This window comes from Mesorhizobium sp. M7A.F.Ce.TU.012.03.2.1 (assembly GCF_004006095.1).
Classification (GTDB): Bacteria; Pseudomonadota; Alphaproteobacteria; order Rhizobiales; family Rhizobiaceae; genus Mesorhizobium.
Genome location: NZ_CP034779.1, coordinates 2770887 through 2797403, shown reverse-complemented (window position 1 = coordinate 2797403; position 26517 = coordinate 2770887). Strand labels below are relative to the sequence as shown.

Below are 26517 nucleotides of genomic sequence, written 5' to 3'. Positions count from 1 at the left end.
GGGCGCGGCAACCCCTGGCTGCCGCGCCCTTTTCGAAGACCTATCGGTCTTACTTGGCGCTTTCCAGCGTATCGACCGTCTTCTTCAGGTTCGCGTCGGGGATCTCGATCTTGGCGCCGGCGCGCAGCGACTTGACCAGCGCGAAATATTTGTCGCGGATGACCGCCTGCTTGGCCTGGTCCTTGACGTCGTCGAAGGCCGGCGGCTGCTTGGTGCGCTTGTCCTCGAGCTTGATGACATGCCAGCCGAACTGCGTTTGCACCGGCTGCTCGGTGTACTTGCCGACCTCGAGCGCGGAGGCCGCCTTGTCGAACTCCGGCACCATCTGGCCAGGTCCGAACCAGCCGAGATCGCCGCCGCTGGTCTTGCCCGAGGGATCGCTGGTGTGCTCGGTGGCGAGCTTCTGGAAGTCGGCGCCGCCGTCGAGCTGCTTGATGATGGCCTCGGCCTCTTCCTTGGTCTTCACGAGGATGTGACGGGCATGCAACTCGTTGGTGGGCGGCGTGTTGGCGATTTCCTGGTCGTAGCGGGCGCGGACCTCGGCGTCGGTGACCTTGTCGACGACGCCCTTCTCGACCATCTCGCCATGCAGCGCGCGCTGCTGCAGGAAAGCCATGCGGCGCTGGAAGTCGGGATCCTTGTCGAGCCCTGACGTGACCGCCTGGGCGGCCATGACACGGATCTCGATGGCAGCCGAGAGCGCTGCGGCACGGCGCTGCTCGGGCGGCAATTGCGCGAACTGCTGCGACAATTCCCCTTCGGCAAGCACCAGATCGGCTTCGGTCAGGGGCTGGCCGTTGACCGTGGCGATAACCTTATTCGGATCGACCGGTGCCGCGGCTGGCGCTGCTGCATCCGCCGGGGCGGGAGCGGTTTGCTGCGCCATCAGCGGCGAGAGCGAAAGGGCCGACAGGCCGACGGCCAAGCCAAGGCTGGCGAGCGACGCGCGGCAGAACAACAGGGACATAGGGTGGACTCCGGTGGGGATTGTTAAGAGGGGTGCTTCCAGATCGGCCAGATTGTGGCGGAATTTGGCGCAGCCAGCAGGGCCAGCGCGGCGTTGACATCAGTTGAGCCCCCTCTTATCTGTCCAACGACTTTGCGTCCAGAACCGTTTTCCGGGCGCTTTTTGTGTTTGCCAGTGTTCACTAATGTGTTTGCCAGTGTTCACGTGGAATTGATGGGGCCGGCCGGCGCTCATCTCAAGATTGAGAATTCTATCGAAAGGACCATTGGATGGTCAGTCTCGGCGGTCTCGCCCGTAAGGTTTTCGGTTCCTCCAACGACCGTCGGGTCAAATCGACCCGGCCCCGTGTCGAGGCGATCAACGCCATGGAAAACGAGATGCGGGCGCTCTCCGACGAGGAGTTGGTCGGCCGCACCGCGAAATTCCGCCAGGACATCGCCAATGGCGCCACGCTCGACGACCTGTTGATCCCGGCCTTCGCTACCGCCCGCGAGGCAGCGCGCCGCGTGCTCGGCATGCGCCCCTTCGATGTCCAGCTGATCGGCGGCATGGTGCTGCACAATGGCGGTATTGCCGAGATGCGCACCGGCGAGGGCAAGACCCTGGTCGCGACGCTGCCGGTCTACCTCAATGCGCTCGCCGGCAAGGGCGTCCACGTCGTCACCGTCAACGATTACCTGGCCACCCGCGACTCCGAATGGATGGGCCGCGTCTACAAGTTCCTCGGCCTCTCGGTCGGCGTCATCGTCCATGGCCTGACTGACGAGGAGCGCAGCGCCGCCTACGCCGCCGATGTCACCTACGCCACCAACAACGAGCTCGGCTTCGACTATCTGCGCGACAACATGAAATACGAGCGCGCCCAGATGGTGCAGCGCGGTCACAATTACGCGATCGTCGACGAAGTCGATTCCATCCTGGTCGACGAGGCGCGCACGCCGCTGATCATTTCCGGTCCGCTCGAGGACCGTTCGGAAATGTACAACACCATCGACACCTTCATCATCCAGCTGCAGCCGCAGGATTATGAGATCGACGAGAAGCAGAAGACCTCGATCTTCACCGAGGAAGGCACCGAGAAGCTCGAGAACCTTTTGCGCGACGCCGGCCTGCTCAAGGGCGAGTCGCTCTACGACGTCGAGAACGTCGCCATCGTCCACCACGTCAACAACGCGCTGAAGGCGCACCGGCTGTTCCAGAAGGACAAGGACTACATCGTCCGCAACGGCGAGATCGTCATCATCGACGAGTTCACCGGCCGCATGATGCCGGGCCGCCGCTATTCGGAAGGCCTGCACCAGGCGCTCGAAGCCAAGGAGCATGTGGCGATCCAGCCGGAGAACCAGACGCTGGCCTCCGTCACCTTCCAGAATTATTTCCGCCTCTACAAGAAGCTCTCCGGCATGACCGGCACGGCGCTGACCGAGGCCGAGGAATTCGGCAACATCTACGGTCTCGAAGTCACCGAGATCCCGACCAATCTGCCGGTCGTGCGCATCGACGAGGACGACGAGGTCTACCGGACGGTCGAGGAGAAATACAAGGCGATCGTCAGGGAGATCCGCGAAGCCAGCGCCAAGGGCCAGCCGACGCTGGTCGGCACCACTTCCATCGAAAAGTCCGAGCAGCTGGCCGAGCGCCTGCGCAAGGAAGGTTTTACCGATTTCGAAGTGCTGAACGCCCGCCATCACGAGCGCGAGGCGGCGATCGTCGCCCAGGCCGGCAAGCCAGGCGCTATCACCATCGCCACCAACATGGCCGGCCGCGGCACCGACATCAAGCTCGGCGGCAATGCCGAGATGCGCATCGAGGATGAGCTCGGCGACATGCCGGTCGGACCCGAGCGCGAGGCGCGGGAAAAGGAAATCATTGCCGATATCGAGCGGCTGAAGGAAAAGGCGCTGGCCGCCGGCGGCCTCTATGTGCTGGCCACCGAGCGCCACGAATCGCGCCGCATCGACAACCAGTTGCGCGGCCGTTCCGGCCGTCAGGGCGACCCCGGCCGCTCGAAATTCTTCCTGTCGCTGCAGGACGATCTGATGCGCATCTTCGGCTCCGAGCGCATGGACGGCATGCTGCAGAAGCTCGGCCTCAAGGAAGACGAGGCGATCATCCATCCGTGGATCAACAAGGCGCTGGAAAAGGCGCAGAAGAAGGTCGAGGCGCGCAACTTCGACATCCGCAAGAACCTTTTGAAATATGACGACGTCTCCAACGACCAGCGCAAGGTGGTGTTCGAGCAGCGCATCGAACTGATGGACGGCGAAGGCCTTTCCGAAACGATCGCCGAGATGCGCGAAGGCGTCATCGACGAAATCGTCGCCAAGGCCATTCCCGAAAACGCCTATGCCGAGCAGTGGAACGTTGCCGGGCTGAAGGCCGAGATCGCCGAGTTCCTGAACCTCGACCTGCCGGTCGATGACTGGGCCAAGGAAGAGGGCATCGCCGAGGACGACATCCGCGAGCGCATCGCGCAGGCCGCCGAAGCCGCCGCCAAGGAGCGCGCCGAGCGTTTTGGCCCCGAGGTGATGAACTATGTCGAGCGCTCTGTTGTGCTGCAGACGCTCGACCATCTGTGGCGCGAACACATCGTCAATCTCGACCATCTGCGTTCGGTCGTCGGCTTCCGCGGCTACGCCCAGCGCGATCCGCTGCAGGAGTACAAGGGCGAGGCGTTCGAGCTGTTCCAGGCGATGCTCGGCAATCTGCGCCAGGCCGTCACCGCGCAGCTGATGCGCGTCGAGCTGGTCCGCCAGGCCGCCGAAGCGCCGCCTCCGGAAGCCCCCGACATGTTCGGCACCCATATCGACGGCACCACCGGCGAGAACGATTTCGAAGGCGGCGAGACCGCCCTCCTGGTCCGCCCGGAGACGACCGCCATCGTCGCCCCCGAAGACCGCGACCCCAACAACCAGGCCACCTGGGGCAAAGTCGGCCGCAACGAAGCCTGCCCCTGCGGCTCGGGGAAGAAGTACAAGCACTGCCACGGGGCGTTCGCGTAAGGGCGCTTCTTCCTTCCCTTCTCCCCGTTCACGGGGAGAAGGTGGCCCGCAGGGCCGGATGAGGGGCGGCGCCGGCGTTTGCGGGCCGCTAAAATCCGGCGAAGGCCGCTTCGCCGGCGACCGCAAACACGCCTTGTCGGCTCGACCCACCATTTGCCCGCGCGAAGTCGCGCATAGCGCGTCTTGTCGCGCACAGCCCGATCTCCCACCGCCTGCGCCGCCCCTCATCCGCCTGCCGGCACCTTCTCCCCGTATAGGGACGGGCGAAGGGGGCTTCCTACCCACGTTTTCTTAATGTGTCTCCGCTACACAGAACCCTGAAAAGAAGCGGAAAACGGAGAGAAATCGGGGTGCGCTTTTCCGCGGCCACGACTGCCGGGCGGTTCTTGCCGCAGCGTTGGGCGCTGCGCATGGGGCCGTTGCTTGGCCGCATCGATGCCGTGCTGTTCACCGCCGACGAGCGCGGCGAGGCGAGCCGCATGTCGGTCATCGCCTTCTCCATCCGCATCGTCAGCGCCGTCATCGCCTTCGTCAGCCAGGTGCTGATGGCACGCTGGATGGGCTCGTTCGAATATGGCATCTTCGTCCTCGTCTGGGTGACGATGGTCATCGTCGGCAACCTCGCCTGCCTGGGCTTCCACACCTCCGTCATCCGCTACATTCCCGAATACCGCGAGCGCGGCTTGATGGATGAGCTGCGCGGCATCGTGCTGGCCAGCCGTCTGTTCGTGCTGATCGCCTCGACGCTGATTGCCGGACTCGGCGCGCTCGGCGTCTGGCTGGCGGCACCCTGGATCGAAAGCTACTATGTGATCCCGTTCATCCTCGGCGTCATCTGCCTGCCGATGATCGCCATGTCCGACCTTTTGTCGGGCCTGGCACGCGCCAACAGCTGGGCGCTGTTTGCCCTGTCGCCGACCTATCTGGTGCGGCCCGTGCTGATCCTGCTGTTCATGGCGCTGATGCTGTTTGCGGGCTACGCACCCGATGCCAGGACCGCCATCTTCGCCTCGATCGCCGCCACCTACGTCACCACGCTGGGACAACTCGTCGGCGTCACCCAGCGCATGGAACGGCAGATCCCGGCAGGGCCGATGAAGGTGCATTTCGCGCAATGGTTCATCGTCTCGCTGCCGATCTTCCTGGTCGAGAGCTTCTTCTTCCTGCTCACCAATGCCGATGTGCTGATGGTCGGCGCCTATATGGATCCCAACGACGTCGCCGTTTATTTCGCCACCGTGAAGACGCTGGCGCTGGTGCATTTCGTCTACTTCGCCGTCAAGGCCGGCGTTGCCCAGCGCTATGCGCAGTTCACCCATGGCGACCCGCAAAGGCTTGCCGCCTTCGCCCGCGAGACGGTGTCGTGGACGTTCTGGCCATCGCTCTTGATGGCACTGCTGGTGCTGGCGCTCGGCGAGCCGATGCTGGTGCTGTTCGGCCCTGAATTCACATCAGGCTATCCGTTGCTGTTCCTGCTTGTCTTCGGCGTCGTGGCGCGGGCCGCCGTCGGCCCCTGCGAAAGCCTGCTGACGATGAGCGGCAACCAGAACATCTGTGCTGCCGTCTATGCCATGACGCTGGCCTTCAACATCGCCCTCAACGTGGTGCTGATCCCGATGTTCGGCCTGTGGGGCGCGGCAATGGCCACCGCCTTTGCCATGATCTTCGAAGCCGGCGCGCTCTCCTTCACGGTGTGGCGCAAGCTCGGCATCGCCATGCTCATCTTCTTAGCCCCGAAAGGAGCCGCGTGATGGCTGCCATCCCGTTGCTTGAGGAAACCAGCGGCGGCACTGCCGGCGCGATGGTGTCTGGCCTTGCCGGACTGACCCGCGACGCCGACCCCGCTCACATTGAAATCCTCGCCAACAACCGGCCCGAGCGCAAGCTCGCCATCTATCCGCCATCGGCAGGCTTCGACCTGGTCGAGGAGCTGGATTATCTCTGCGCCCGCACGGTCGAGCCCAACGTGTTCTTCAACCCGCGTTTCCTGGCGCCCGCCATGCCGCGGCTGGAGGACCGCGAGGTGCGGCTGGCGGTCATCCGCGACGGCGACGAATACCGCAACCGGCTGCGCCTTCTGGTGCCGTTCTCGGTGGAACGGCCGGTGGTGCCGCTCGGCGTGCCGGTCATGCGCACATGGTCGAGCCCGTTCGGTCCGCTCGGCACGCCGCTGGTCGACCGCGACGATCCTGTCGGCGTCGTCGAAGACTTCTTCTCAATGCTGTCGCGCCCGCACCTCAAGCTGCCGAAAGTCTTCGTCCTGGCCGATGTCCGGCTCGATGGCCCGGTGGCGAGCCTGCTTGCCACCGTGGCCGAGGCGCGCGGCCTGACGCTGGTCACCACCGGCCAGATCCAGCGCCCGGCGCTGGAGAGCGAGCTCGATGGAGACGATTATCTGAAGGCCTCGCTGCGCGCGCACCATTATCGCGAGTTCCGCCGCCTGAAGCGGCGCCTTGGCGACCTTGGCAAGCTTGAGCATGTCGTGGCGCGCGGCCCTGAAGACATCCGCCATGCCATCGAAGGCTTCCTGTCGCTGGAAGCCGCCGGCTGGAAAGGCCGCGAACGCACCGCCATGGCGATCGACCGCTTCCGCGCCGCCTTCGCCCGCGAAGCCGTGCACCGGCTGGCCGAACAGGACATGTGCCGCATCCATTCGCTGACGCTCGACGGCCGCACCATCGCCTGCCTGATCGTCTTCGTCGAAGCCGGCATCGCCTATACCTGGAAGACGGCCTATGACGAGACGCTGGCCAGCTATTCGCCCGGCACGCTGCTGATGATCGAGGTGACCAGGCAGCATCTCGACGATCCCAACATCATGATGACCGATTCCTGCGCGGTGCCCGACCATCCGGTGATGAGCCGGCTATGGGCGGAGCGCAAGCCGATGGGCACGCTGGTGATCGGCCTGGCGCCGGATGCCGACCGCCTCACCCGCCAGGCCGCCTCGCAACTGCACCTCTACCGCGAGACCCGCAACATGGCCCGCCTGCTGCGCAACCGCATGAAGAGCCTGTTGGGGCGGCGCTGAGAAAAGGCAGGGTGCGGTTCTGGAGAATGGCACATCTTCGCTGCAATATTTGATGGGTGGGTGACCGGGAGTTTACTTCGGTTGCCAGCAGGCAAACGCGAATATTGATCTCTGCTTGTAAAAAAGCGAGATTTCTCGCAGAAATTTCCAGTGAAAGCCGATAAAACCTACTCGCATTCTTGTTCTTAATTCACGATAATCTAGTGATTCGGTAGCGATGAGAGAGAAATGTCGCTGAATCATGAGGCCAACGGCGCCCGGCACATCAGTGCGGAGGATAGCGCCGTTGTCCGAAGGGCCGACGAAGACTTCGACGAACTGATTCGAAGCATTCGAGCCGCAACGTATCAAGCTTTGCCTCTCTTCGAAGAGGAGCCCGTGACCGGATTGGCCCAGTCAGACACGCTGGCCGCCTCCCTCGGCTCGACTTCGGCCCGGACGGGCTCGAGCCAGGCCCGCGCCATGCGCGGCTCCTCGTCCTTGTCCAACGACAGGCTGGATCCACGTGCCGTTGACGACTTGGCGTGGTCGTTGGTTGACCACGATGTGGGCAGGCTTGATGCGCAAACGCACGATGCCGACGCTCCCGATACCGACAAATGGGAATTGCAGGAAGAGGTGGCGAAGCTGCAGCGCTTGCAGGATCGCACCTCGAAAGAGCTTGGGCGAAAATCGCGCGAGCTATCGATCGCGAGCAAGACCATCGCCGACCTGGAGGTCCAACTCGACAGGGCACGGCAGACCATTGCGCAAGCGGACAGGCATGCCGGCCAGCGCGCAACGCGGTTCCTCGAAGCGAATGTAGAGGTCGAGCGTCTGGGCCGTAACCTGGCGCGCGTGTCGGGGCAACTTCGCGACGAGATCATCGCCAGGCAAGCCGCCGAGCAGGCGCGTGAGGACGTTGCATGGCGGCTCGCAAGCTTGCAACAGGCCACCATGCTGCTTCGTTCCAAGGTCGCGGATGACCAGATCCACAACGAAAGACTGACCGGCAAACTTTCGGCGCAGATGCTGGTGCAGCAGGACCTGCAGGTGCGGCTGTCCACGCTCGAGCATCAGCGCGGCGTTCTCGGTGATTGCGCCGCCGCCGCGCAGGAGCGGGCCGTCGAACTTGAAAAGAGGTTGCGCTCGCTCCAGCGCAGCGCCGCCGATCAAAGCGTGGTCCGCGCAACGCCGGGCGTCGGGCAGCGCGCCGAGGACGTGGCCGAGCATCGGCGCCAAACCTCGGAAACCGAGATTGCGACGTTGCGCCAGGAGCGCGACGCGGCGCGCCGAGACTATGGCGCGGTGAAGGTTCAACTCGCCGATCTCCGCTTGCGCGGCAAGACCGACGAACTCGCGCATGCCCGTTGCCGCGATGAGAACCGCCAGCTTCACCAAAGGCTGGAAACGCTGACACGCCAGGATCCCCCCAGCGGACCGGCAGCCGATGACAATGCCGATCTCGAACGGACGTTCGACGAATTGCTGGCGGCTGGCGAGATCGGCGCGGCCAATGACGGCGGCCCCACCGGCGGGACGCGCAAAGCGTCTTGACCGCCTGCTGAGGCATATCGGTACGCAGGTGGCCACGTCGAGCCGACGGACGTGTTGGTGATCGGCATGACGTCGCCGCCCTTCTGGCACACCGAACTCGAGGCCGTCGAAACGTCGAGTGCATTCCAACGGTTTCCGTGTCTGTGGATGCCCTCAGCAAGCGTCTTGATCCCTGCCAGAGCGAGGATTCCGAGCCATGAAAAATGAAATGGCTGCCGCAGGTCTCCTCGCCATCAGTCCCGGCTCGATCATTGCATCGCCGAGCGCTCCATGCCCTTGGATAGCATCTGGAGCGGCGGCGGCGTAGATACCGTTTGGAAGAATGTTCAACGTCAAAGCTTAGGAATCGCCATGAGCAGGCAAGATCGAGGCCTTACGCGCTTCTCACGCAGGACGCGCAACGGCTTCAAGAATGCGGCGTTAGCACTTCATCTAGCGATCAACGTAGAACGACGAGACAGCATTGCCATTCGTGTAACAGGCGGCATGGGCGACCATATCGTGGCCGTCCGGTTTATTCGCGATCTGCTGAGCCACTTTGGCCGCGCAAAGATCGACGTCTATTCCGTAACGGGCGGAATGGGCTGGCTCTACGAGCCTCTCCCGGATGTAACTTTCATTGAAGCTCAGAAACGCGTATTTACGTGGGTCACGCATCGATATCTTCTTGTCCTGCAGCTCACACACACCGTAGATCTTGTGCACATGAGTTCTGCCGCTGCCGAACGGTGGCCGGCGCTTTCGGCAATGCTGCAAAGCATCGCACCGTATCGGAAGATGTTTTCGCATGCGATCGATGCGCATCCTCATTTGGACTTCCATCCAGCACTTGTAGCCCAATTTCAGAACGTGAGGCGAGACACCTTTCTGAACCATGTCAGCGGTGTGCCCTTTGGCGGCCATCAATATCCGTTACCTGAGGATGCGTCCTTGGTTCAAAGCTTGGGACTGGACCATAAACCCTACATTACTGTCCATAATTCCTTCAGCGAGGAGTCGGGTCGCCCTCGAGCTACGCGAGATTATCCGTTCTTGGATGATGTCGTGAAAGAGGTGAAGGCGCAGTTGCCGGATCTTCCTGTTGTCCAAGTCGGCGTGGTAGGAGGCACCCTCAGTTCGGCCGACTACAACCTTTCTTCCAAGACAACACAGCCGCAAATCACCTCCGTTCTTGCGAACTCGTCCATGCATTTCGACATGGAGGGAGGGCTTGTTCATATCGCAAGCTGTGTAGGGACGCCGTGTTGTGTCGTTTTCGGTCCAACGCCGATCGGCTATTACGCCTACCCGAACAATATCAATATTGCCCCGCGTGTCTGCGGCGGTTGTTGGTCCCTTACATTGGATTGGCAAAAGACCTGCCTTCTAGGCGCTGCGGAACCGCCTTGCATGTTCACGCAACCACCCAAGGCGGTGGCGCATGCGGCGTTACCGCATCTGCGAGTTTTGTTGAGCGAAAAGCGCCGATCAGCCTGAAGGGGCACTTGCAGGCGAACAAGGGCCGGCAAGCGTTAGCATGGGAAACAGCAGACCACGATACACCAAAAGGCCAACCGGGAACGCAACGCCGGCGCTGCCGCGCACAAGCGGATCCCAAAACAAACACAGGCTAAATTGTCCCACCCGAAGCTCGAAGAGTGTAGGATGGTGCCCCTAGCCGGAATCGAACCAGCACTCCTTGCGGAACTCGATTTTGAGTCGAGCGCGTCTACCAATTCCGCCATAGGGGCTCAGGCCGGGCGGCCTGGATGGCGCGGGACTATACGGTTGGAGGGCTGTTCGTCAACTGGCCAATTCTCCGGCGCCCTCAAGATGCGACCAAACTGCGCCTTTCGATTTCGTGAGGGGGCTGCCATTGTGCAGCGCGGAAAATCTTTCTAGACAGGCGGCGCATCAAAGCGCGGCACGTCTGCGGGGACGGATGGCGTGCTCTGGGTCTTTGTTCTGTGCATGCCGTTAACCCCAACCTGCCTGCGCAATGGAACGACACGCATTAGGAGTGCCGATGCTTCGCGGACTTTACGACTGGACCTTGTCGCTGGCGGCCCGCAAATCCGCCGAATGGTGGCTGGCCTTCATCGCCTTCGTCGAAAGCTCGGTGTTCCTGGTGCCGGCCGACGTGCTCTATCTGCCGATGGCGCTGTCGCGGCCGGATCGCGCCTACCGCTATGCGCTGATCGCCACCGTCGCCTCGGTGCTGGGCGGCATCGCCGGCTGGTTCATCGGCCACTACGCCTATGACGCGGTGGCGAGGCCGATCCTCGAATTCTACGGCAAGTACGACGAGTTCGAAGCGCTGCGCGCAGGGGCAGGCGTCGGCATCATCGTCCTGATGCTGATCACGTCGGGCGCTGCCCACCTGCCGCCGATCAAGGTGGTGACGATCCTGTCCGGCGTCATCGGCGTCAATTTGCTGTTGTTCGTGGTGCTGGCGATCGTGGCCCGCGGTGGCCGTTTCCTGCTGCTCGCCTGGCTGCTGCGCCATTATGGCGAACCGATCCGCGAATTCATCGAAAAGCGCCTCGGCCTCATCGCCGGCGCCGGCGCGGCTGCCCTGATTTTGCTCTATATCCTGGTCAAATACGCGTTCTGAACAGAACCATCGCGAGCCGGACGGACCGATTGAAATGACAGCGACCATGAATGCCGACACCGGACGCCAGCGCACGCTGACCGCCTTGTTCCTCGCCGTCGCCATGGCCGCCACCGTCGGCTCGGCGCTCGCCTTCCAGTATCTCGGCGGCTACATCCCCTGCCACCTCTGCCTCGAACAGCGCACGCCCTATTATATCGGCGTGCCGCTGATGGTGCTGGCGGTGATTGCATCGATGCTGCACGCACCCAGCTGGCTGACGCGCGGCCTGCTGGCCGTCGGCGGCATCCTGATGCTCTACGGCCTCTATCTCGGCGTCTACCACTCCGGCGTCGAATGGCAGTGGTGGGCCGGCCCGACCGATTGTACCGCAGGCGCCGGGCCGGTCGACACCGGCGGCAAGGGCGTGCTCGACGCGCTCGACAAATTCGTGCCGCCGTCCTGCGACAAAGCCGCCTTGCGCATCCTTGGCCTGTCCCTGGCCGGCTGGAACGCCATCGCCAGCCTGATCCTTGCCGCCGCCGCCTTCCGCGGCGCCCTCACCCGCGACTGATTGAGCAGCGCGACGCAGAGTTCGAGCAAAAATTCGCCGGGCTGAGTCGGATGGCGCGGCTTTCGACGTCCGAGCCAGGTCGACCCCCACTCCGTCTCGGCTTCGCCGAGCCACCTCTCCCCCGATCGACGGGGTAGAGGAAGGGCGCGAGCCTGTTGTAGCCAGCGCTCCTCCGAGAGAGGCTCCCTTCCTCTCCCTCCGGAGGGGGGAGAGGTGGCGCTGCGAAGCAGCGACGGAGTGGGGGAAGCCGGTCCTTAAGCGCGAAGCCGCTGATAAGTGAGCACGACCGAACTGGTCCGATACCGGGGAGTGTCGGATATCATGGTCTGGTAGGCGGAAGCGCAGACAATCGCTCCAGACGGCCAGCCTCACGAATTCTCGAACGATCTCAGGGTTCGAGTTCGACATCCCAGTACAGATAATCCATCCAGCTCTCATGCAGATGGTTGGGCGGGAACAGGCGGCCATTGTTGTGCAGATCGTGCACCGTCGGCTGGAAAGGCTTCTGCAGCGGCCACATCTTGGCATGCGCCGGCATCATGCCGCCCTTCCTGAGGTTGCAGGGCGAACAGGCGGCAACGACATTCTCCCATGTCGTCGCGCCGCCGCGATGGCGGGGGATGACGTGATCGAAGGTCAGATCCTCCGGCGTGCCGCAATACTGGCACTGGAAGCGATCGCGCAGGAAGACGTTGAAGCGGGTGAAGGCCGGGTGCCTGGAGGGCTTCACATAGGCCTTCAGGCTGACGACGCTCGGCAGCTTCATCGAGAAGGTCGGTGAGGAGACGGCGTGCTCGTATTCGGCGACGATGTTCACCCGGTCGAGGAACACCGCCTTGATGGCATCCTGCCACGACCAGAGCGACAAGGGGTAATAGCTGAGCGGACGGTAATCCGCATTCAGCACCAGTGCTGGAAGCCCATCCGGAGATACGGCAACCGTCACGTGTTCACCTCCTTGGTTCTAGACCCGAACGGCGCGGATACTGTAAGCCCGACATGACAGGGATGTGAAGCGGATTGTCGCGTCGCCTAAGCGCCAAAAATGCATGATTTTTATGATTTTTTGCGGATTCAGGCCGGCGGCGCGGCGTCCCGCCCTCTGGTTTCGCGATAATAGGACCAGAAAAGCCGTGATGCGACACCTCGCCACGGGCTCCATGATTCGGCCAATGCGATCAGGGTTTTCTCCGGCGGACGCGGCTCGATGCCGAGCGCGTGGCCGACCGCGCTCTGCAGCGCGACGTCGCGCGCGGGGAAGATGTCGGGATGCCCGGCGGCGAATAAGAGATACACTTCCGCTGTCCACGGACCGATGCCGGACACCGCCGTCATCGTCGTGATCGCCTCCTGGGCATCGAGCGAACAGAGGTGATGAAGGTCGAGGCCGTCGACCACGGCCTGGGCAACAGCGATCAGGCCGCGCTGTTTGGGCCGCGACAGGCCGGCTTCGCGAAACATGTCCTCGCCGGCGGCCAGGATCGCCTGCGGCGTCAGCGGATCGACGAGCTTGGTCAGCCGGCCGAAGATGGCATCGGCACTGGCGCGGGACACTTGCTGCGAGACGACGATCGACGCCAGGCTTCGAAACCCCGGCTCGGATAGCCGCAGCGGCACCTCACCGGCCATGCCGCGCACCTTTTCCAGGCGCGGGTCGATCACGCAAAGCGCATCGAGCCCCCGGGCAATGTCGTCTGATGTCACGATACGGCGCATGCTTTCTTGTTCCTCGACCGTCGACAGAGTAGCAATTGGCGAAGCGCCGCAAAACATGATTGCCGCCTGAGAGATGACACTCCTGACATTCCGCTTCGCGCCCAGCCCCAACGGCGACCTGCATCTCGGCCACGCCTATTCGGCGCTGCTCAACCAGAAGCTGGCGGCACGGGCGCACGGCCGCCTGCTGCTGCGCATCGAGGATATCGACACGACGCGCTGCACGCCGCAATTCGAGGCCGGCGTGCTTGCCGACCTGAAATGGCTGGGGCTTGGCTGGGAAGAGCCGGTGCGCCGCCAGTCCGAGCATTTCGCCGAATACCAGGCGGTGCTCGAGCGGTTGATCGCGGAGGAACTCGTCTACCCCGCCTTCATGAGCCGTGGCGAGATCCGCGCCTTCATCACCGACAGCGAAAAGCGTGGGCGCGACTGGCCGCGCGATCCCGATGGCGTGCCGCTCTACCCCGCCGTGGACAAGGCGCTGCCGCTGAAGGAACGCCAGCGGCGGATAGTCGAGAATGCGCCCTTCGCCTGGCGGCTGGATGTCGAGGCCGCCATGGCGCGTGTCGGCAAGGACCTGTCCTGGACAGAGTATTCCGACGAAACGCTTTCCGCGACGCGCTCCGTCGAAGCCCGCCCGCAGGACTGGGGCGACGTGATCTTGGCGCGCCGCGACATCCCGACCAGCTACCACCTCGCCGTCGTCATGGACGATGCGCTGCAAGGCGTCAGCCACGTCGTGCGCGGCCAGGACCTGTTTTCCGCCACCGGCGTGCAGCGCCTGCTGCAGCAACTCCTGGGGCTGCCGCAACCGGCCTATTTCCATCATCGTCTCATCCTCGGGCCCGACGGACGAAAGCTGTCGAAGAGCCTGGGCGATACCGGCCTTGCCGCCTTGCGCAATGCCGGCGCGTCGCCTGGCGATATCAGGGGGATGGTCGGGCTTTGAGCGCGGCGCGGCCAAGGTAACGCATGTCGAACTTGACGCCCGTTGAATTCCGGTGATGCATGGATCAATGGTTTCGTTTTGCACGCCGGGTTGAAGCGCAGTAGAGCAGCGCCACGGTCAACTCCCTCCAGTGCGGCGTCTGCGGAACATGCACAGCATCAAGCGGTTCATTCCCGCCACCTTCGTCGTCCTGTGGGCCACCGGCTTCATCGGTGCGCGCTACGCCATGCCGTGGGCGGAACCGTTCACCTTCCTCGCCGCGCGTTTCGTCATCGCCGCCATCCTGCTGGCTGTCCTGATGCTTGTGCTGGGTTCGAAAAAAGCCACACGCGAGGAGGCGCTGCATGCCACCGGCGCCGGCATCCTGATGCACGGCGTCTATCTCGGCGCCGTCTTCTGGGCCATCCACAGAGGCATGCCGGCCGGCTTTTCAGCCCTCATCGTCGGCCTGCAGCCACTGATCACGGCGGTGCTTGCCGGTAAGTTTCTCGGCGAGGCGATCCTGCCGCGCCACTGGCTTGGCCTTGGCATCGGCCTCATCGGTATCGTCATCGTGCTGTGGCCGAAGCTCGGCGCGCTCGGCGGCGGCGTGACCGCGGCGACATTGACCGCCTCGCTGGTCTCGGTGCTCGGCATGAGCGCCGGCACCATCTGGCAGAAGCGCTTCGCCTCCGGCGGCGACCTCGTCGCGGCGACCATGTGGCAATATGTCGGCGGTGGTTCGCTGATGCTCCTTGCCTCGCTCGCCTTCGAAACCCACACGGTCATCATCAATGGCGAACTGATCTTCGCCATGGCCTGGCTGGTGCTGGTGCTGTCGCTCGGCGCCATTTTCCTGCTGATGGTGATGATCCGCGACGGGGAGATGTCGAAGGTGGCGTCGCTGTTCTACCTGGTGCCGGCGGTGACGGCGGTCATCGCATGGGCCCTGTTCGACGAACAGCTCAACGCGCTGCAGATTGCCGGCATGGCGATCACGACCTTCGGCGTTGGCCTGGCAACGGCGCGGCAGACGAAGGGAATTGGAGAATTGAGGAATTGAGGAATTGAGGAATTGAGGAATTGAGGAAGAAGCACAGACAGCGCCGGATATGGCCCGCTTTTTCTTCAGTTCTTCAATTCCTCAATTCGACCTGTCATCCCACCCGCGCACGTGCCTCCAGATAGCGGCTGATCGCGGCATTGAGCTCGCCGCCAAGGATAAAGATCGCCGAGACCATGTAGAGGAAGACCACGGCGATCATGATCGAGGCCAGGCCGGCATAGGTCGTCACGTAGGACGAGAAGTGGTCGAGATAGGTGGCGAAGATGGTCGAACCGATAAGCCATGCCGCCAGCGTGAAGACGATGCCCGGCACCAGCGAGACGAAGCGGCGCTTGCCCGCCGGCAGCCAGAAATGCACGGCAAACAATCCGCCGACAATGACCGCCGAAGCGATGACGTAACGCCACAGCGTGATGGTGCCCATATAGGGCTTGATCCAGTCGATATGGGCTTCGGCGAGCCGCGCCAGCAGCGGCGCGAACACCAGGAGCACGCTGATCGCCAGGAAACCGGCCGTGGCGATGAGAACGAAGATGATGCTCTGCACCCGGCGGTAGATGATGCCGCGCGTTTCCGAAACGCGGTAGGCGCGGTTGAGCGACGTGCGCAGCGCCTCGATGCCGTTCGACGCAAAATAGGCAGCAAGCACCACGCCATAGGTCAAAAGGTCGGTGCGCCGGACGGTCAGCACATTGAGCACTTCGCGCGCGATCGGCTTGGCGATCTGTTCGGGCCAGGTGTCGAAGACCAGATGCACGGCGGTGTCGGAGAACGCCTCCGCGCCGAGGAAGCTCGCCAGCGTCGTCGCGAAGATCAGGAACGGGAACAGTGCCATCAGCGATGTGATCGCCAGATGACTGGCCATCGCCCAGCCGTCATCGGTGTTGAAATGGCCAAGCGCGTCGTAGAGGACCCGCTTGAGGGCTACGATCTTCCGCAACAAGAACCGCGCCCTCCAATTGTCTCCACGCCGGGAATATGGGAAGGGATTGCGGCAAATGGCAACCCTTGGCGAAACCACGAACAGTCCGGCGCAGAAGTTGCGCTCGATTATCATCACCGGTGCGTCTTCGGGAATAGGCGCGTACTGCGCCCGCGCGTTGAAGGCGGAAGGCTGGCGGGTGTTCGCAACGGCGCGCAGGCCGCAGGATATCGCCGCGCTCGAAGCCGACGGCATCGAGGCCTTCTATCTCGATTATTGCGAGCCGGAGTCCATCGCCGCGCTGGTGACGGCGGTGCTCGACCGCACCGGCGGCCGGCTCGACGCCCTGTTCAACAACGGCGCCTATGCCCAGCCTGGCGCCGTCGAGGATCTGCCCGTCGCGGCGCTCAAGCAGCAGTTCGAGGCGAATTTCTTCGGCTGGCATGATTTGACCCGCCGACTGGTGCCGGTGATGCGCCGCCAGGGTCAGGGCCGCATCGTCCATTGCTCGTCGATCCTTGGCCTCGTGCCGGTGCGCTTTCGCGGCGCCTATTCCGCGTCGAAGCATGCACTGGAGGCCTTGATGCTCTGCCAGCGCCAGGAACTGGCCGGCAGCGGCGTCCACGTTTCGCTGATCGAGCCGGGGCCGGTGAAGTCGAAGATCGCCAGCAATGGCCTCATTTGGTTTCTCAGCAACATCGACCACGAGAATTCCGTGCACCGCGTGGACTATGCGGCGCAACTCGAACGGCTGCGGGCCGGCGGCAGCCAATCGGCCTTGAAGCCAGGGCCGGAAGTCGTTCATGCGGCGCTGCGCCATGCACTTCTGTCGCGGCGCCCGCGACCGCACTATGTGGTAACATTGCCGGCCAGAATCGGTGCGGTGCTCAAACGCATCCTGCCGGCATCGATGCTTTACCGCCTGATGGCCAAACGCGCCTGAACGCCAAAACAACTGGAACGAAACAATGGCAACCGTCTTCAACATTCTCGCCATTCTGGTCATGGTCGCCGTTGCGGTCGTGCTTGTTCGTGGCCTCATCAACATGATGCGCGGCGGCTCCGGCGTCACCTCGAACAAGCTGATGCAGGCGCGCGTCATGCTGCAGGCCGTGGCGCTGGTGCTGATCCTGCTTGCGGTGTATTTCACCCGCAAGTGAGGGATGTCGGCGGGGAGGCGAAATGGTCAAGCTCAACAAGATCTACACCCGCACCGGCGATGATGGCACCACGGGTCTCGGCACCGGCGAGAGGCGGCTGAAATCCGACCTGCGGGTAGACGCCTACGGCACGGTCGACGAAGCCAATGCCTGCATCGGCATCGCCCGGGTCCACACGGCCGCGATCCATCCCGCGATCGACGCCATGCTTTCCCGCATCCAGAACGATCTCTTCGACCTCGGCGCCGATCTCGCCGTGCCCGACGACGGCAAGCCGCTCGGCTATGAGCCGCTTCGCATCGTCGCCGTGCAGACCGACCGGGTCGAAAAGGACATCGACCTTCTCAACAAGGAGCTTCAGCCGCTCAAATCCTTCGTGCTCAATGGCGGCACGCCGGCAGCGGCGGCACTTCACCTTGCCCGCACCGTGGCGCGGCGGGCCGAAAGGCTGATCGTGGCCCTTGCCCAGGATCCGGACGAGCACGTCAACCGCGACGGTCTGAAATACATCAACCGGGTCTCGGATTTCCTGTTTGTCGCCGCCCGGGCGGTCAATGACAACGGAAACGCCGACGTGCTATGGGTTCCCGGCAAGAACCGCTGATTGTCGAAAGCGGAAGAGGGCCTGGGGCATGTTCATCCCGCTTTACGACACCAACAGGCTGCGGCACATCAGGCTGCAATATGTGACCATCGGGCTGATCGTGGTCAATGCCCTGGTCTACCTTGCCACCGCGCTCGGCGGCGAGAGTTTCTCCAATGCCGCCGTGCTTGGTCTCGGCTTCATCCCGTCGGTCGTCCATGACACCGCCGAGCTCGATCCCCGTTTCATCGTCATCCCCGAAAGCCTGAGCTACCTCACCTATTCCTTCCTGCATGCAGACATCTTCCATCTCGGCGGCAACATGCTGTTCCTGTGGGTGTTCGGCGACAATGTCGAGGATGCGCTCGGCCACATCCGCTACCTCATCTTCTACCTGTTGTGCGCGATCGCCGGCGCCGCTTTCCAGGGCCTCGTCGCCTGGGATTCGCAGGCGCCGCTGATCGGTGCCTCCGGCGCCATCGCCGGCGTGGTCGTCGCCTATCTGATCCTTTATCCCAGGGTGAAGGTCTGGGTGCTGGCCTTTGCCCGCATTCCGCTCCGCATCCCAGCCTTCATCCCGCTCATCTTGTGGGTGCTGTTCCAGGTGGTGATGTTTGCCGCCGGCGGCGAGGACCAGATTTCGTGGGCCTGCCATATCGGCGGCATCATTGCCGGAGCCGTTCTTGTGCTCGTCCTGCGCAGCCGCGGCGTGCCGCTGTTTGCCGGCGCCGACGAGGACGTCGCGCCCACCGCTCCCGACCAACCGCCGGTTGCCACGGAACCGCTGATCCCCGACCCGCCCGCCGCGACGCCGCGCTGGGGGCGAGGAAACACTTCCAGTTCGGACTGAACCGATTTGAGCCGCTTGCAGCGTATTGACGTGCAGGGTTGCCGCAACTACGGAAACGTCACCGCCGCAACCTAAGGCGGGCAAACACCAGAATTTCCATCCGGCCGGAATTCCATCCGGCCAAAATTCAGTCAGGAATGTCGGCTTTCGACAACTCAGAACGGGCGCAGGCTGTTATAGCGCGCCCAACTAGCGTGAAGAGGTGACAGGCAAATGAAGATCCTTGTGCCCGTGAAGCGGGTTGTGGATGCGAACGTCAAGGTTCGCGTGAAGGCTGATGGTTCGGCGGTGGAGCTCGCCAACGTCAAGATGGCGATGAACCCGTTTGACGAAATCGCGGTGGAAGAAGCAATCCGGCTGAAGGAAGCCGGCAAGGCTGAAGAAATCATCGTCGTCTCGATCGGCCCGCAGCAGGCGCAGGAAACACTGCGCACCGCGCTCGCCATGGGCGCCGACCGCGCCATCCTGGTCAAGACCGACGAACAGACCGAGCCGCTCGGCGTCGCCAAGGTGCTGAAAGGCGTCGTCGACGCCGAGCAGCCCGGCCTCGTCATTCTCGGCAAGCAGGCCATCGACGACGACTCCAACCAGACCGGCCAGATGCTGGCGGCACTGCTTGGCTGGGCGCAGGGCACCTTCGCTTCCAAGATCGTGCTCGACGGCGACAAGGCCAAGGTGACGCGCGAAGTCGACGGCGGCCTGCAGACCGTGGAACTGAAGATGCCGGTGATCGTCACCGCCGACCTTCGCCTCAACCAGCCGCGCTATGCCTCGTTGCCCAACATCATGAAGGCCAAGAAGAAGCAGCTCGACGAGAAGACCCCGGCCGACTACGGCGCCGACGTCAAGCCGCGGCTGAAGGTCATCAAGACCGAGGAGCCGAGCGGCCGCAAGGCAGGCGTCAAGGTCAAGAGCGTCACTGAGCTGGTCGACAAGCTGAAGAACGAAGCCGGCGTGTTGTAAGCGATCGGGAAAGGAACAGAAAAATGGCTATTCTCCTCATCGCAGAACACGACAACGCAACGCTTTCCGACCAGACCGCCAAGGCGCTGTCGGCGGCGCTGCAGATCGGCTCGGACGTGCATGTGCTGGTTGCCGGCAAAGGCGCCAAGCCGGCAGCCGACGCTGCCGCCAAGCTCAAGGGCGTGAGCAAGGTGCTGCTGGCCGAGGCAGACGAACTTGCCGAGCGCCTGGCCGAACCGACGGCAGCGCTCATTGTGTCGCTGGCGGGCGCCTACGACACCATCATCGCGCCGGCGACCTCGTCGAGCAAGAATGTCGCGCCGCGCGTCGCAGCGCTGCTCGATGTCGCGCAGGTGTCCGAGATCATCGAAGTCGTATCGCCCGACACCTTCAAGCGGCCGATCTATGCCGGCAACGCCATCCAGACGGTGCAGTCGAGCGACGCCAAGAAGGTGATCACGGTGCGCACGGCCTCGTTCCAGGCAGCCCCCGAGGGCGGCTCGGCGGCGGTCGAGGCCGTTAAGGCCGCGGCCAATCCCGGCCTGTCCACCTTCGTCGAGAACAAGCTTTCCGAGACCGACCGTCCGGAGCTGACCTCGGCCAAGATCATCATCTCGGGTGGTCGTGCGCTGGGTTCGGCGGAGAAGTTCCAGGAGGTCATCCTGCCGGTCGCCGACAAGCTCGGTGCAGCCGTCGGCGCCTCCCGCGCCGCGGTCGATGCCGGCTATGCGCCGAACGACTGGCAGGTCGGCCAGACCGGCAAGGTGGTTGCCCCCGATCTTTACATCGCGGTCGGCATCTCCGGCGCCATCCAGCATCTCGCCGGCATGAAGGATTCGAAGGTCATCGTCGCCATCAACAAGGACGAGGAGGCGCCGATTTTCCAGGTTGCCGACTACGGCCTCGTCGGCGATCTCTTCGTCATTCTGCCGGAGCTGCAAAAGGCGCTTTGACGCCTTCTGCCAAAGCGTATTAAATGGTGAGGGTGGGGTAGACGAAGTCGCCCCGCCCTTTTAGTTTGCACCGCACAAAAAGCAGGCCGCAAAGGCGAAAAGCAATCCAGCAAAAGTGCGCAGCGGTTTTGCGTCCGGAATTGCGGTAAAAAAAGGTGGAGCGCTTTCGCAGTTCAAGCGGAAGGGCTCAGGACGGGATCGGTGTAATGAGCAAGATCGAGACGATCGGCATCATCGGCGCGGGCCAGATGGGCGGCGGCATCGCCCATGTCTCCGCGCTTTCGGGCTACAAGGTGCTGATCTACGATATTTCGCCCGACCGCATCGAGAAAGGCATCGCCACAATCAGCGGCAACATGGCCCGCCAGGTGGGGTCCGGCAAGCTCGACGAGAAGGTGCGCAACGACGCGATGGGCCGCATTTCGACCGCGCCCGCGATGGCCGATCTTGCCGGCGCGGATCTGGTGATCGAGGCGGCGACAGAGGACGAGACGGTCAAGCGCAAGATCTACGCCCAGCTTTGTCCGCAGCTCAATCCCGAAGCCATCCTGGCGACCAACACCTCGTCGATCTCGATCACGCGGCTTGCCGCGCAGACCGACCGGCCTGAGCGGTTCATCGGCATACATTTCATGAACCCGGTGCCGCTGATGAAGCTGGTCGAGCTGGTGCGCGGCATCGCCACCGAGGACCAGACCTTCGAGGCGGCCAAGACCTATGTGAAGCAGCTCGACAAGACGATCACGGTCTCGGAGGATTTTCCGGCCTTCATCGTCAACCGCATCCTGTTGCCGATGATCAACGAGGCGATCTACACGCTCTATGAGGGTGTCGGCTCGGTCGACGCCATCGACACCGCCATGCGGCTCGGCGCCAACCATCCGATGGGGCCGCTGCAGTTGGCCGATTTCATCGGGCTCGATACCTGCCTGTCGATCATGCAGGTGCTGCATGACGGCCTGTCGGACTCCAAGTACCGCCCTTGCCCGCTGCTGGTGAAATATGTCGAGGCCGGCTGGCTCGGCCGCAAGACGGGGCGCGGCTTCTACGATTATCGTGGCGAGCATCCCGTTCCGACGCGCTGAGCGCATCGTCGACGCAAATCAGGGACAAGCCTTCGGATCGGCGGTTGACAGGCTCGATCAGGAGGCCGCCGCCAGCGGCTCTGTCCGGCCCTCCACGATCCGTGCGTCGGACGCCACGGAGACACAGCCGCGGCCGGCCGCCTTGGCCGCATAGCAGGCCGCATCGGCTCTCGCGATGATCTCGTCGACCTCGCCGCAATTGGCATTGATCGCAGCCAGTCCGATGCTGGCGCCGATCACGTGACGACGGCCGTCCCAGGTGAAGTCCAGCCCGCCGATCGCATCGATGATGGAGCGTGCCGCGATCTTGGCGCCGGCTGCCGAACCCGATTTCAGAATGACCGCGAATTCGTCGCCGCCGAGGCGAGCGACGATATCGTCTGGACCAAGCACGCCGCGAATCGCCTCGGCAACCCGCTTCAGCAGCGCGTCTCCCGCCGCGTGGCCGCCGGTGTCGTTGACCAGTTTGAAGTGGTCGAGATCGATGAACATGAACTTATGTCCGCTGGCTCCGACCGACTCTGTCGTGCCGCCGGCCGGCTTCGTCGTGTCGGCAGTGCCGTTCTTGCGCGCCTGGCCGACCAGGCCCTCCATGGCTCGGATGAAGCTCGAGCGGTTGGCAAGGCCGGTCAGCGCATCGTGTGCCGCGGCGTGCGCCAGCTGGCGCTGCAGCGCGCGCGCATCGGTAAAGTCCTGGAAGACGATGACCAGCCCGCAGAATTCGTTCCGTTCGTTGATGATCGGCGACACCACCTGGCGGATGCTGCAGCGCGTGTCGTCGCGCCGGATCAGGACGGCGCGGCTGTTCTGGTCGGCGGGCGCATGAACGCCAACTGCGGGCCGGGTGACGCCGATCCTGTGCCCCGTCTCCTCGTCGACCGCCCAGTAGACATGGCCAAGCATCTTGCCGAGAGCCTCGCCGCCGGCAATCCCGGTCAGCTTTTCGGCGACCGGGTTCATGAAGGTGATACGGTTTGCGGCATCGGTGCAGATGACGGCATCGCCGATCGATTGCAGCGTCACCCTCAGCCGCTCCTTTTCGTCGGCAAGCATTGCCGCCGACACAGTAAGGCGCTCTTCGGCCTCCTTGCGACGGGTGATGTCGGTCAGGCTGCCGATGGCCCTGATCAGCCGTCCATTCTCGTCGCGTTCGATGGCCTTGCCGCGGTCGAGTATCCACATCCAGTGGCCATCCTTGTGGCGCATCCTGAACTCGGCCTCAAAGAACGGTGTCTTGCCCTCGAGATGAGCGCGATCCGCTTCGGCGACAGTCTCGCGATCGTCGGGATGAATCATCGTCAGCCAGCGATCGGTGTCGCCATCGAGCTCGCCATCCGCATAGCCCAGCATCTTGACCCAGGTCGAGGAATAGGTCGTGCCGCCCTTGCGCATGTCGAGGTCCCAGACGCCTTGGCCGGCACCAGCCAGAGCAAAATTCCAACGCGTCTCCGCCTCGGCAATGCGCGCCTCGGCCTGCTTGCGCGCGTCGATGTTCTCGATTTGCGAAACGAGATAGAGCGGGCGGCCGCTGGTCTCATCGCGAATGACCGAACCGGCAAGATGAGCCCAGACGGGCGTTCCGTCCTTCCTGAGATAACGCTTCTCGAAGTGGAAGGAATTGACCGTGCCCGCCTTCAGATCGTCCATCGTCTCCCGCCCGATCAGCAGATCGTCGGGATGCGTGACATGGAAGAAAGTCAGCGCCTCGATCTCTTCGCTTGTGTAGCCAAGCATGGCGGCGAAGGCCGGATTGGTTTGGCGGATGCGACCGTCGAGACCGACAACCACGATGCCGATCGCCGAATCCTCCATGGCGCGGCGGAAGCGCAGCTCGCTCTCGGCGATCTGCTGGCGATCCCTGCTGATCCTGCGGATAGACAGGGCGGCGAGGAACAGCGCGCCCGCCGCCACCGCCACCGCGATCTGCAGGCAGAGCCTCAACGCTTCGGTGCCGAAATCCAGGCTCGACAGCAGGATCGAGGTCGCCAGCACGCCCAGGCCGGCGACGAGCAACGCCAGCCCTGCATGCCCAAGAGATTTTCGGCTGGTCAATCCTCGCCACATCACGATACGTGCCACCCCCGTGCGCAAACGCATGTTCTCGCATCAACCTTGGCGGATCGATTTTAAGGAAAGGTTGCGTCCGGCATGCCGGCGTGGTCGCTAACCGGCAAACAATTGCCGGCATGATTAAGGATCGGTGCACGGGTCCGCGATCGTTGCGAAACGCTACCAGCGTATGAAAAACCGTCCGCCGAGCGCACCGAGCAATGCGAGCCCTGCGATCGCTGCCGTGTACCAGGTGGCGACGAAAAGCGGCGAGTCGTCGAAGCAGTGCGCGGCATAGAAGGTTGCCGCCAGCCCGCCGGCGAGCAGACCCGCCACCGCACCGGCAAGCACCGGCCGTGTCGGCGCGCCATAGCGCAGCATCCACAGGAAGATGGCAAGCGGGCCAATACCGATCAGCGGGATAAAGCCCATGCAGAGCATCATGTTGGAGCCGACCATCCGTGTACCCCACAGCGCCTCCGGCACCATGAAAAGCTCAAGAAGCACCGCCACGGCGACCAGCACGGGCGCCGCAGCCATCCAGGCCATTGCCCGGCCCGTCGAGGCGCCCGGCGTCGACAAGGCGCGGATCAGGGCGAAGGCGCTGACGGCCAGCACGATGGTGAAGACGAATTTGGAGAGGAAGCGCATCGTGTGAGCGGCCGCCACGAAGTCCGGGCGCGGGCCGATGGTCAGCAGGAATACGACGGCCGCGATCACCGCCCCCGCACCGGCGGCCAGCCACCAGGCCGACAGCAACGGGATTGCCTTGCTGCTTGCGTCGGCGTCCAGCGCCTTGATGAGATCATCCGTCCTCATGTCATTCCCGCCCGAACCGCCCCTGCCCGAATCGCTTGGCTATCGCGGCAAGTCCGCGATGCAGCGACACACGCACCGCCGTCTCGCTGATGCCGAACTTCGCCGCCGTCTCACCGATGGACCGCCCTTCCACCGACACGGCCGAGACCACGGAGCGCTGTGCCGGCGACAGGCTGTCCAATGCCCGGTTGATGTCTCGCTCGCTGACGGTCTCGATTTCCGGCTCGGCGAACGTCTCGGCGATATCGTCGACATCGATCTCGATGCGCCGTCCTCGCCGCCGGAACGCATCGATCAGCTTGAAGCGGGCGATCGCGTAGATCCACGGCAACACCGGCGCATCCTGACGCCAGGTATGTCGTTTTACATGAATAGCCAGCAAGGTTTCCTGCACGACATCCTCGGGATCGACCCCGCCCTGCACGATCTTGCGCCTGGCAAAACCGCGAACCAGCGCGGCAATCCGGTGCAGAAAGTCGGCGTAAGCCCTTTCATCTCCCGCGATCGCGGCCCGCATCAGCCGGGAAAGTTCGGCCTCGTCCTTGCCGCTCACAAGAGTTCACTCCCCCGAATTTCGCGTCTCGGCGCTGATTTGTTACGTGGCCGGCGAAATAATGTCCAAGCCAAACTATCGGCAAATCACGAAAGATTGCGGCACACCGCGCGCCGATCGCCAGTGCGATATTGCCCAGCGCTCTTGTTCGAGAACTCAAGGCTTGGCGCCGAACATGGCGTCCCGGAAAGACCTGAAGCCCTTTCGAACGGTCAGCTTCATCCGTCTGCGACGGTACTTGTTTTTCAGGCGGCCCAAGATCTGGAGATGTGTCTCATCGATAACCGGAGTGGATAGGGGATCGTTAGCATATGGCAGCTGTGCCAAGGCATCTGCATGCATGTTGGCGTAAGGCAACGAATCGTATCTGTCGAAGGGTGTGGGCGGGTCGTTCAATACAGTGGGATTGGTGTTGATCTCGAAAACCTGGATACGACCATCGACAATGGTGTAGTCGATCCTGCCATATGAGATCCCCGCCTTCTCGAAAATCGGCATCAGTTCTACCGCATGCGGATTGTCGCGCACAAAGGCGGTATGCTCGACCCGATGTCGCCGCGACATGCCGCCTCCCTGTACCTTTATGAACCACTCCTTGCTGGCGAAGCAGTGTTGCGCATAACTGCGCGCGCCGATCCGATATGCCGAGTATTTCCGGTAGCTGCCATCGGCACCTGCCTTTGCTCCAAACTCCACCACCATGGGGCGAACAAAATTCATCGTACCCAGGTCAGAGAGCGCCTGGCCGAGTTCCACCGGCGATTGCAACAGCGGCGGCACTTTATAAGCGGCGCCCGTCTCGTCACGCAGAAAGACAGGGAAACGCATTCCCGCCGGCAGACTTTCGGGTCTGTATACATTGAAATCATTGATGCCGTCCGCGAACAGCATACGCAATAGATCGAAACGCTGAAGGCTTTTTCGGGGATGGTTGAGTTGAAACAGATCAGGCTGCTGCGACTTCATCCGCTGGCTGAGATTGGAGCATGCTTCAATCTCTGCTTCGCTCAGTCGGTCCAAATCCGTCCAAAGAACGGTGCCTCTGGAAATCTCAAGCAGATGCTCCCGTTCGTCATAGGGGACAAAGCGCACAGAACCCTGCAAATCTGTTCGAAAATAGAGTAGCAGGCTTGCCAGGGTATAGGCATGCAAGCGATGGCAAACATAGAAGATCATGAGACAACCCGC

Annotated in this window: 24 protein-coding genes and 1 tRNA gene; 16 read left to right on the top strand and 9 right to left on the bottom strand. The window is 63.1% G+C overall.

Annotated elements, in window-relative coordinates; genetic code table 11:
• Window positions 1–49: 49 nt before the first annotated feature.
• On the bottom strand, window positions 50–967 hold the full coding sequence (locus tag EJ079_RS13490; protein WP_127809224.1) for a peptidylprolyl isomerase: 918 nt from the start codon (window positions 965–967) through the stop codon (window positions 50–52).
• 269 nt (window positions 968–1236) lie between these two features.
• Here EJ079_RS13490 and secA point away from each other — a divergent pair, with 269 nt between their 5' ends.
• The 5 genes from secA (at window position 1237) to EJ079_RS13465 (ending at window position 10012) form a co-directional block, all read left to right on the top strand.
• Window positions 1237–3969 carry a preprotein translocase subunit SecA gene (secA, locus tag EJ079_RS13485; RefSeq protein WP_127809223.1) on the top strand — a complete coding sequence of 911 codons (2733 nt, stop codon included), beginning with the start codon at window positions 1237–1239 and terminating at the stop codon, window positions 3967–3969.
• A gap of 350 nt (window positions 3970–4319) precedes the next feature.
• Window positions 4320–5720, top strand: coding sequence for a lipopolysaccharide biosynthesis protein (locus EJ079_RS13480; RefSeq protein ID WP_127809222.1), 1401 nt, complete (start codon window positions 4320–4322; stop codon window positions 5718–5720).
• Entirely contained in the window at window positions 5720–7000 is a 1281-nt protein-coding gene (locus EJ079_RS13475; RefSeq protein WP_127809221.1) for a GNAT family N-acetyltransferase, read from the top strand. Before EJ079_RS13480 ends, EJ079_RS13475 begins: the two co-directional genes overlap by 1 nt.
• A 228-nt stretch (window positions 7001–7228) precedes the next feature.
• Window positions 7229–8536, top strand: a complete 1308-nt coding sequence (locus EJ079_RS13470; RefSeq protein WP_127809220.1) for a hypothetical protein — start codon at window positions 7229–7231, stop codon at window positions 8534–8536.
• 270 nt (window positions 8537–8806) lie between these two features.
• Window positions 8807–10012, top strand: coding sequence for a hypothetical protein (locus tag EJ079_RS13465; protein WP_127809219.1), 1206 nt, complete (start codon window positions 8807–8809; stop codon window positions 10010–10012).
• 169 nt (window positions 10013–10181) lie between these two features.
• On the opposite strand, the gene EJ079_RS13460 is transcribed toward EJ079_RS13465, so the two are convergent.
• Window positions 10182–10266 (bottom strand) — tRNA-Leu (locus EJ079_RS13460).
• A gap of 275 nt (window positions 10267–10541) precedes the next feature.
• On the opposite strand from EJ079_RS13460, the gene EJ079_RS13455 reads away from it, so the two are divergent.
• Both EJ079_RS13455 and EJ079_RS13450 read left to right on the top strand, forming a co-directional pair.
• Entirely contained in the window at window positions 10542–11129 is a 588-nt protein-coding gene (locus tag EJ079_RS13455; RefSeq protein WP_127809218.1) for a YqaA family protein, read from the top strand.
• A 34-nt stretch (window positions 11130–11163) separates the two neighbouring features.
• On the top strand, window positions 11164–11682 hold the full coding sequence (locus tag EJ079_RS13450; protein ID WP_127809217.1) for a disulfide bond formation protein B: 519 nt from the start codon (window positions 11164–11166) through the stop codon (window positions 11680–11682).
• A 388-nt stretch (window positions 11683–12070) separates the two neighbouring features.
• Here EJ079_RS13450 and EJ079_RS13445 read toward each other — a convergent pair whose 3' ends face one another.
• Both EJ079_RS13445 and EJ079_RS13440 read right to left on the bottom strand, forming a co-directional pair.
• Entirely contained in the window at window positions 12071–12628 is a 558-nt protein-coding gene (locus tag EJ079_RS13445) for an HNH endonuclease (protein ID WP_006328497.1), read from the bottom strand.
• 128 nt (window positions 12629–12756) lie between these two features.
• Window positions 12757–13398 (bottom strand): DNA-3-methyladenine glycosylase, encoded by a 642-nt coding sequence (locus EJ079_RS13440; protein WP_027038153.1) that lies wholly within the window; start codon window positions 13396–13398, stop codon window positions 12757–12759.
• Between the two features lie 73 nt (window positions 13399–13471).
• Here EJ079_RS13440 and gluQRS point away from each other — a divergent pair, with 73 nt between their 5' ends.
• Together gluQRS and EJ079_RS13430 are read left to right on the top strand one after the other, a co-directional pair.
• Window positions 13472–14347 carry a tRNA glutamyl-Q(34) synthetase GluQRS gene (gene gluQRS, locus EJ079_RS13435; protein ID WP_127397256.1) on the top strand — a complete coding sequence of 292 codons (876 nt, stop codon included), beginning with the start codon at window positions 13472–13474 and terminating at the stop codon, window positions 14345–14347.
• A gap of 148 nt (window positions 14348–14495) precedes the next feature.
• Window positions 14496–15389, top strand: coding sequence for a DMT family transporter (locus EJ079_RS13430; protein WP_127397255.1), 894 nt, complete (start codon window positions 14496–14498; stop codon window positions 15387–15389).
• A 94-nt stretch (window positions 15390–15483) separates the two neighbouring features.
• Here the strand turns inward: EJ079_RS13430 and EJ079_RS13425 are convergent, their stop codons facing one another.
• The gene (locus tag EJ079_RS13425; protein WP_127809216.1) at window positions 15484–16335 is read right to left on the bottom strand and encodes a YihY/virulence factor BrkB family protein; all 852 of its coding nucleotides are present in this window, start codon (window positions 16333–16335) and stop codon (window positions 15484–15486) included.
• Between the two features lie 55 nt (window positions 16336–16390).
• Between EJ079_RS13425 and EJ079_RS13420 the strand changes: the two genes are divergently transcribed.
• The 7 genes from EJ079_RS13420 (at window position 16391) to EJ079_RS13390 (ending at window position 21908) form a co-directional block, all read left to right on the top strand.
• Window positions 16391–17257 (top strand): SDR family oxidoreductase, encoded by an 867-nt coding sequence (locus EJ079_RS13420; protein WP_127809215.1) that lies wholly within the window; start codon window positions 16391–16393, stop codon window positions 17255–17257.
• Between the two features lie 25 nt (window positions 17258–17282).
• Window positions 17283–17474, top strand: coding sequence for a twin transmembrane helix small protein (locus EJ079_RS13415; protein ID WP_013529428.1), 192 nt, complete (start codon window positions 17283–17285; stop codon window positions 17472–17474).
• Window positions 17475–17496: 22 nt separating this feature from the next.
• Window positions 17497–18078 carry a cob(I)yrinic acid a,c-diamide adenosyltransferase gene (locus EJ079_RS13410; protein WP_127270629.1) on the top strand — a complete coding sequence of 194 codons (582 nt, stop codon included), beginning with the start codon at window positions 17497–17499 and terminating at the stop codon, window positions 18076–18078.
• Window positions 18079–18106: 28 nt separating this feature from the next.
• Window positions 18107–18907 carry a rhomboid family intramembrane serine protease gene (locus tag EJ079_RS13405; protein ID WP_127272488.1) on the top strand — a complete coding sequence of 267 codons (801 nt, stop codon included), beginning with the start codon at window positions 18107–18109 and terminating at the stop codon, window positions 18905–18907.
• A gap of 213 nt (window positions 18908–19120) precedes the next feature.
• Complete coding sequence (locus EJ079_RS13400) at window positions 19121–19870, top strand: electron transfer flavoprotein subunit beta/FixA family protein (RefSeq protein ID WP_127277120.1); 750 nt, start codon at window positions 19121–19123, stop codon at window positions 19868–19870.
• 23 nt (window positions 19871–19893) lie between these two features.
• A complete protein-coding gene (locus EJ079_RS13395) occupies window positions 19894–20823 on the top strand; it encodes an electron transfer flavoprotein subunit alpha/FixB family protein (RefSeq protein ID WP_127809214.1) in 930 nt (309 codons plus the stop codon).
• 206 nt (window positions 20824–21029) lie between these two features.
• On the top strand, window positions 21030–21908 hold the full coding sequence (locus tag EJ079_RS13390; RefSeq protein ID WP_127809213.1) for a 3-hydroxybutyryl-CoA dehydrogenase: 879 nt from the start codon (window positions 21030–21032) through the stop codon (window positions 21906–21908).
• Between the two features lie 57 nt (window positions 21909–21965).
• Here EJ079_RS13390 and EJ079_RS13385 read toward each other — a convergent pair whose 3' ends face one another.
• The 4 genes from EJ079_RS13385 to EJ079_RS13370 form a co-directional block, all read right to left on the bottom strand.
• A complete protein-coding gene (locus EJ079_RS13385) occupies window positions 21966–24005 on the bottom strand; it encodes a PAS domain S-box protein (protein WP_127809212.1) in 2040 nt (679 codons plus the stop codon).
• A 132-nt stretch (window positions 24006–24137) separates the two neighbouring features.
• Window positions 24138–24776 carry an NrsF family protein gene (locus tag EJ079_RS13380; protein ID WP_127809211.1) on the bottom strand — a complete coding sequence of 213 codons (639 nt, stop codon included), beginning with the start codon at window positions 24774–24776 and terminating at the stop codon, window positions 24138–24140.
• Window position 24777: 1 nt separating this feature from the next.
• A complete protein-coding gene (locus EJ079_RS13375; RefSeq protein WP_127809210.1) occupies window positions 24778–25329 on the bottom strand; it encodes a sigma-70 family RNA polymerase sigma factor in 552 nt (183 codons plus the stop codon).
• Between the two features lie 156 nt (window positions 25330–25485).
• Complete coding sequence (locus tag EJ079_RS13370) at window positions 25486–26505, bottom strand: hypothetical protein (RefSeq protein ID WP_127331578.1); 1020 nt, start codon at window positions 26503–26505, stop codon at window positions 25486–25488.
• Window positions 26506–26517 lie beyond the last annotated feature (12 nt).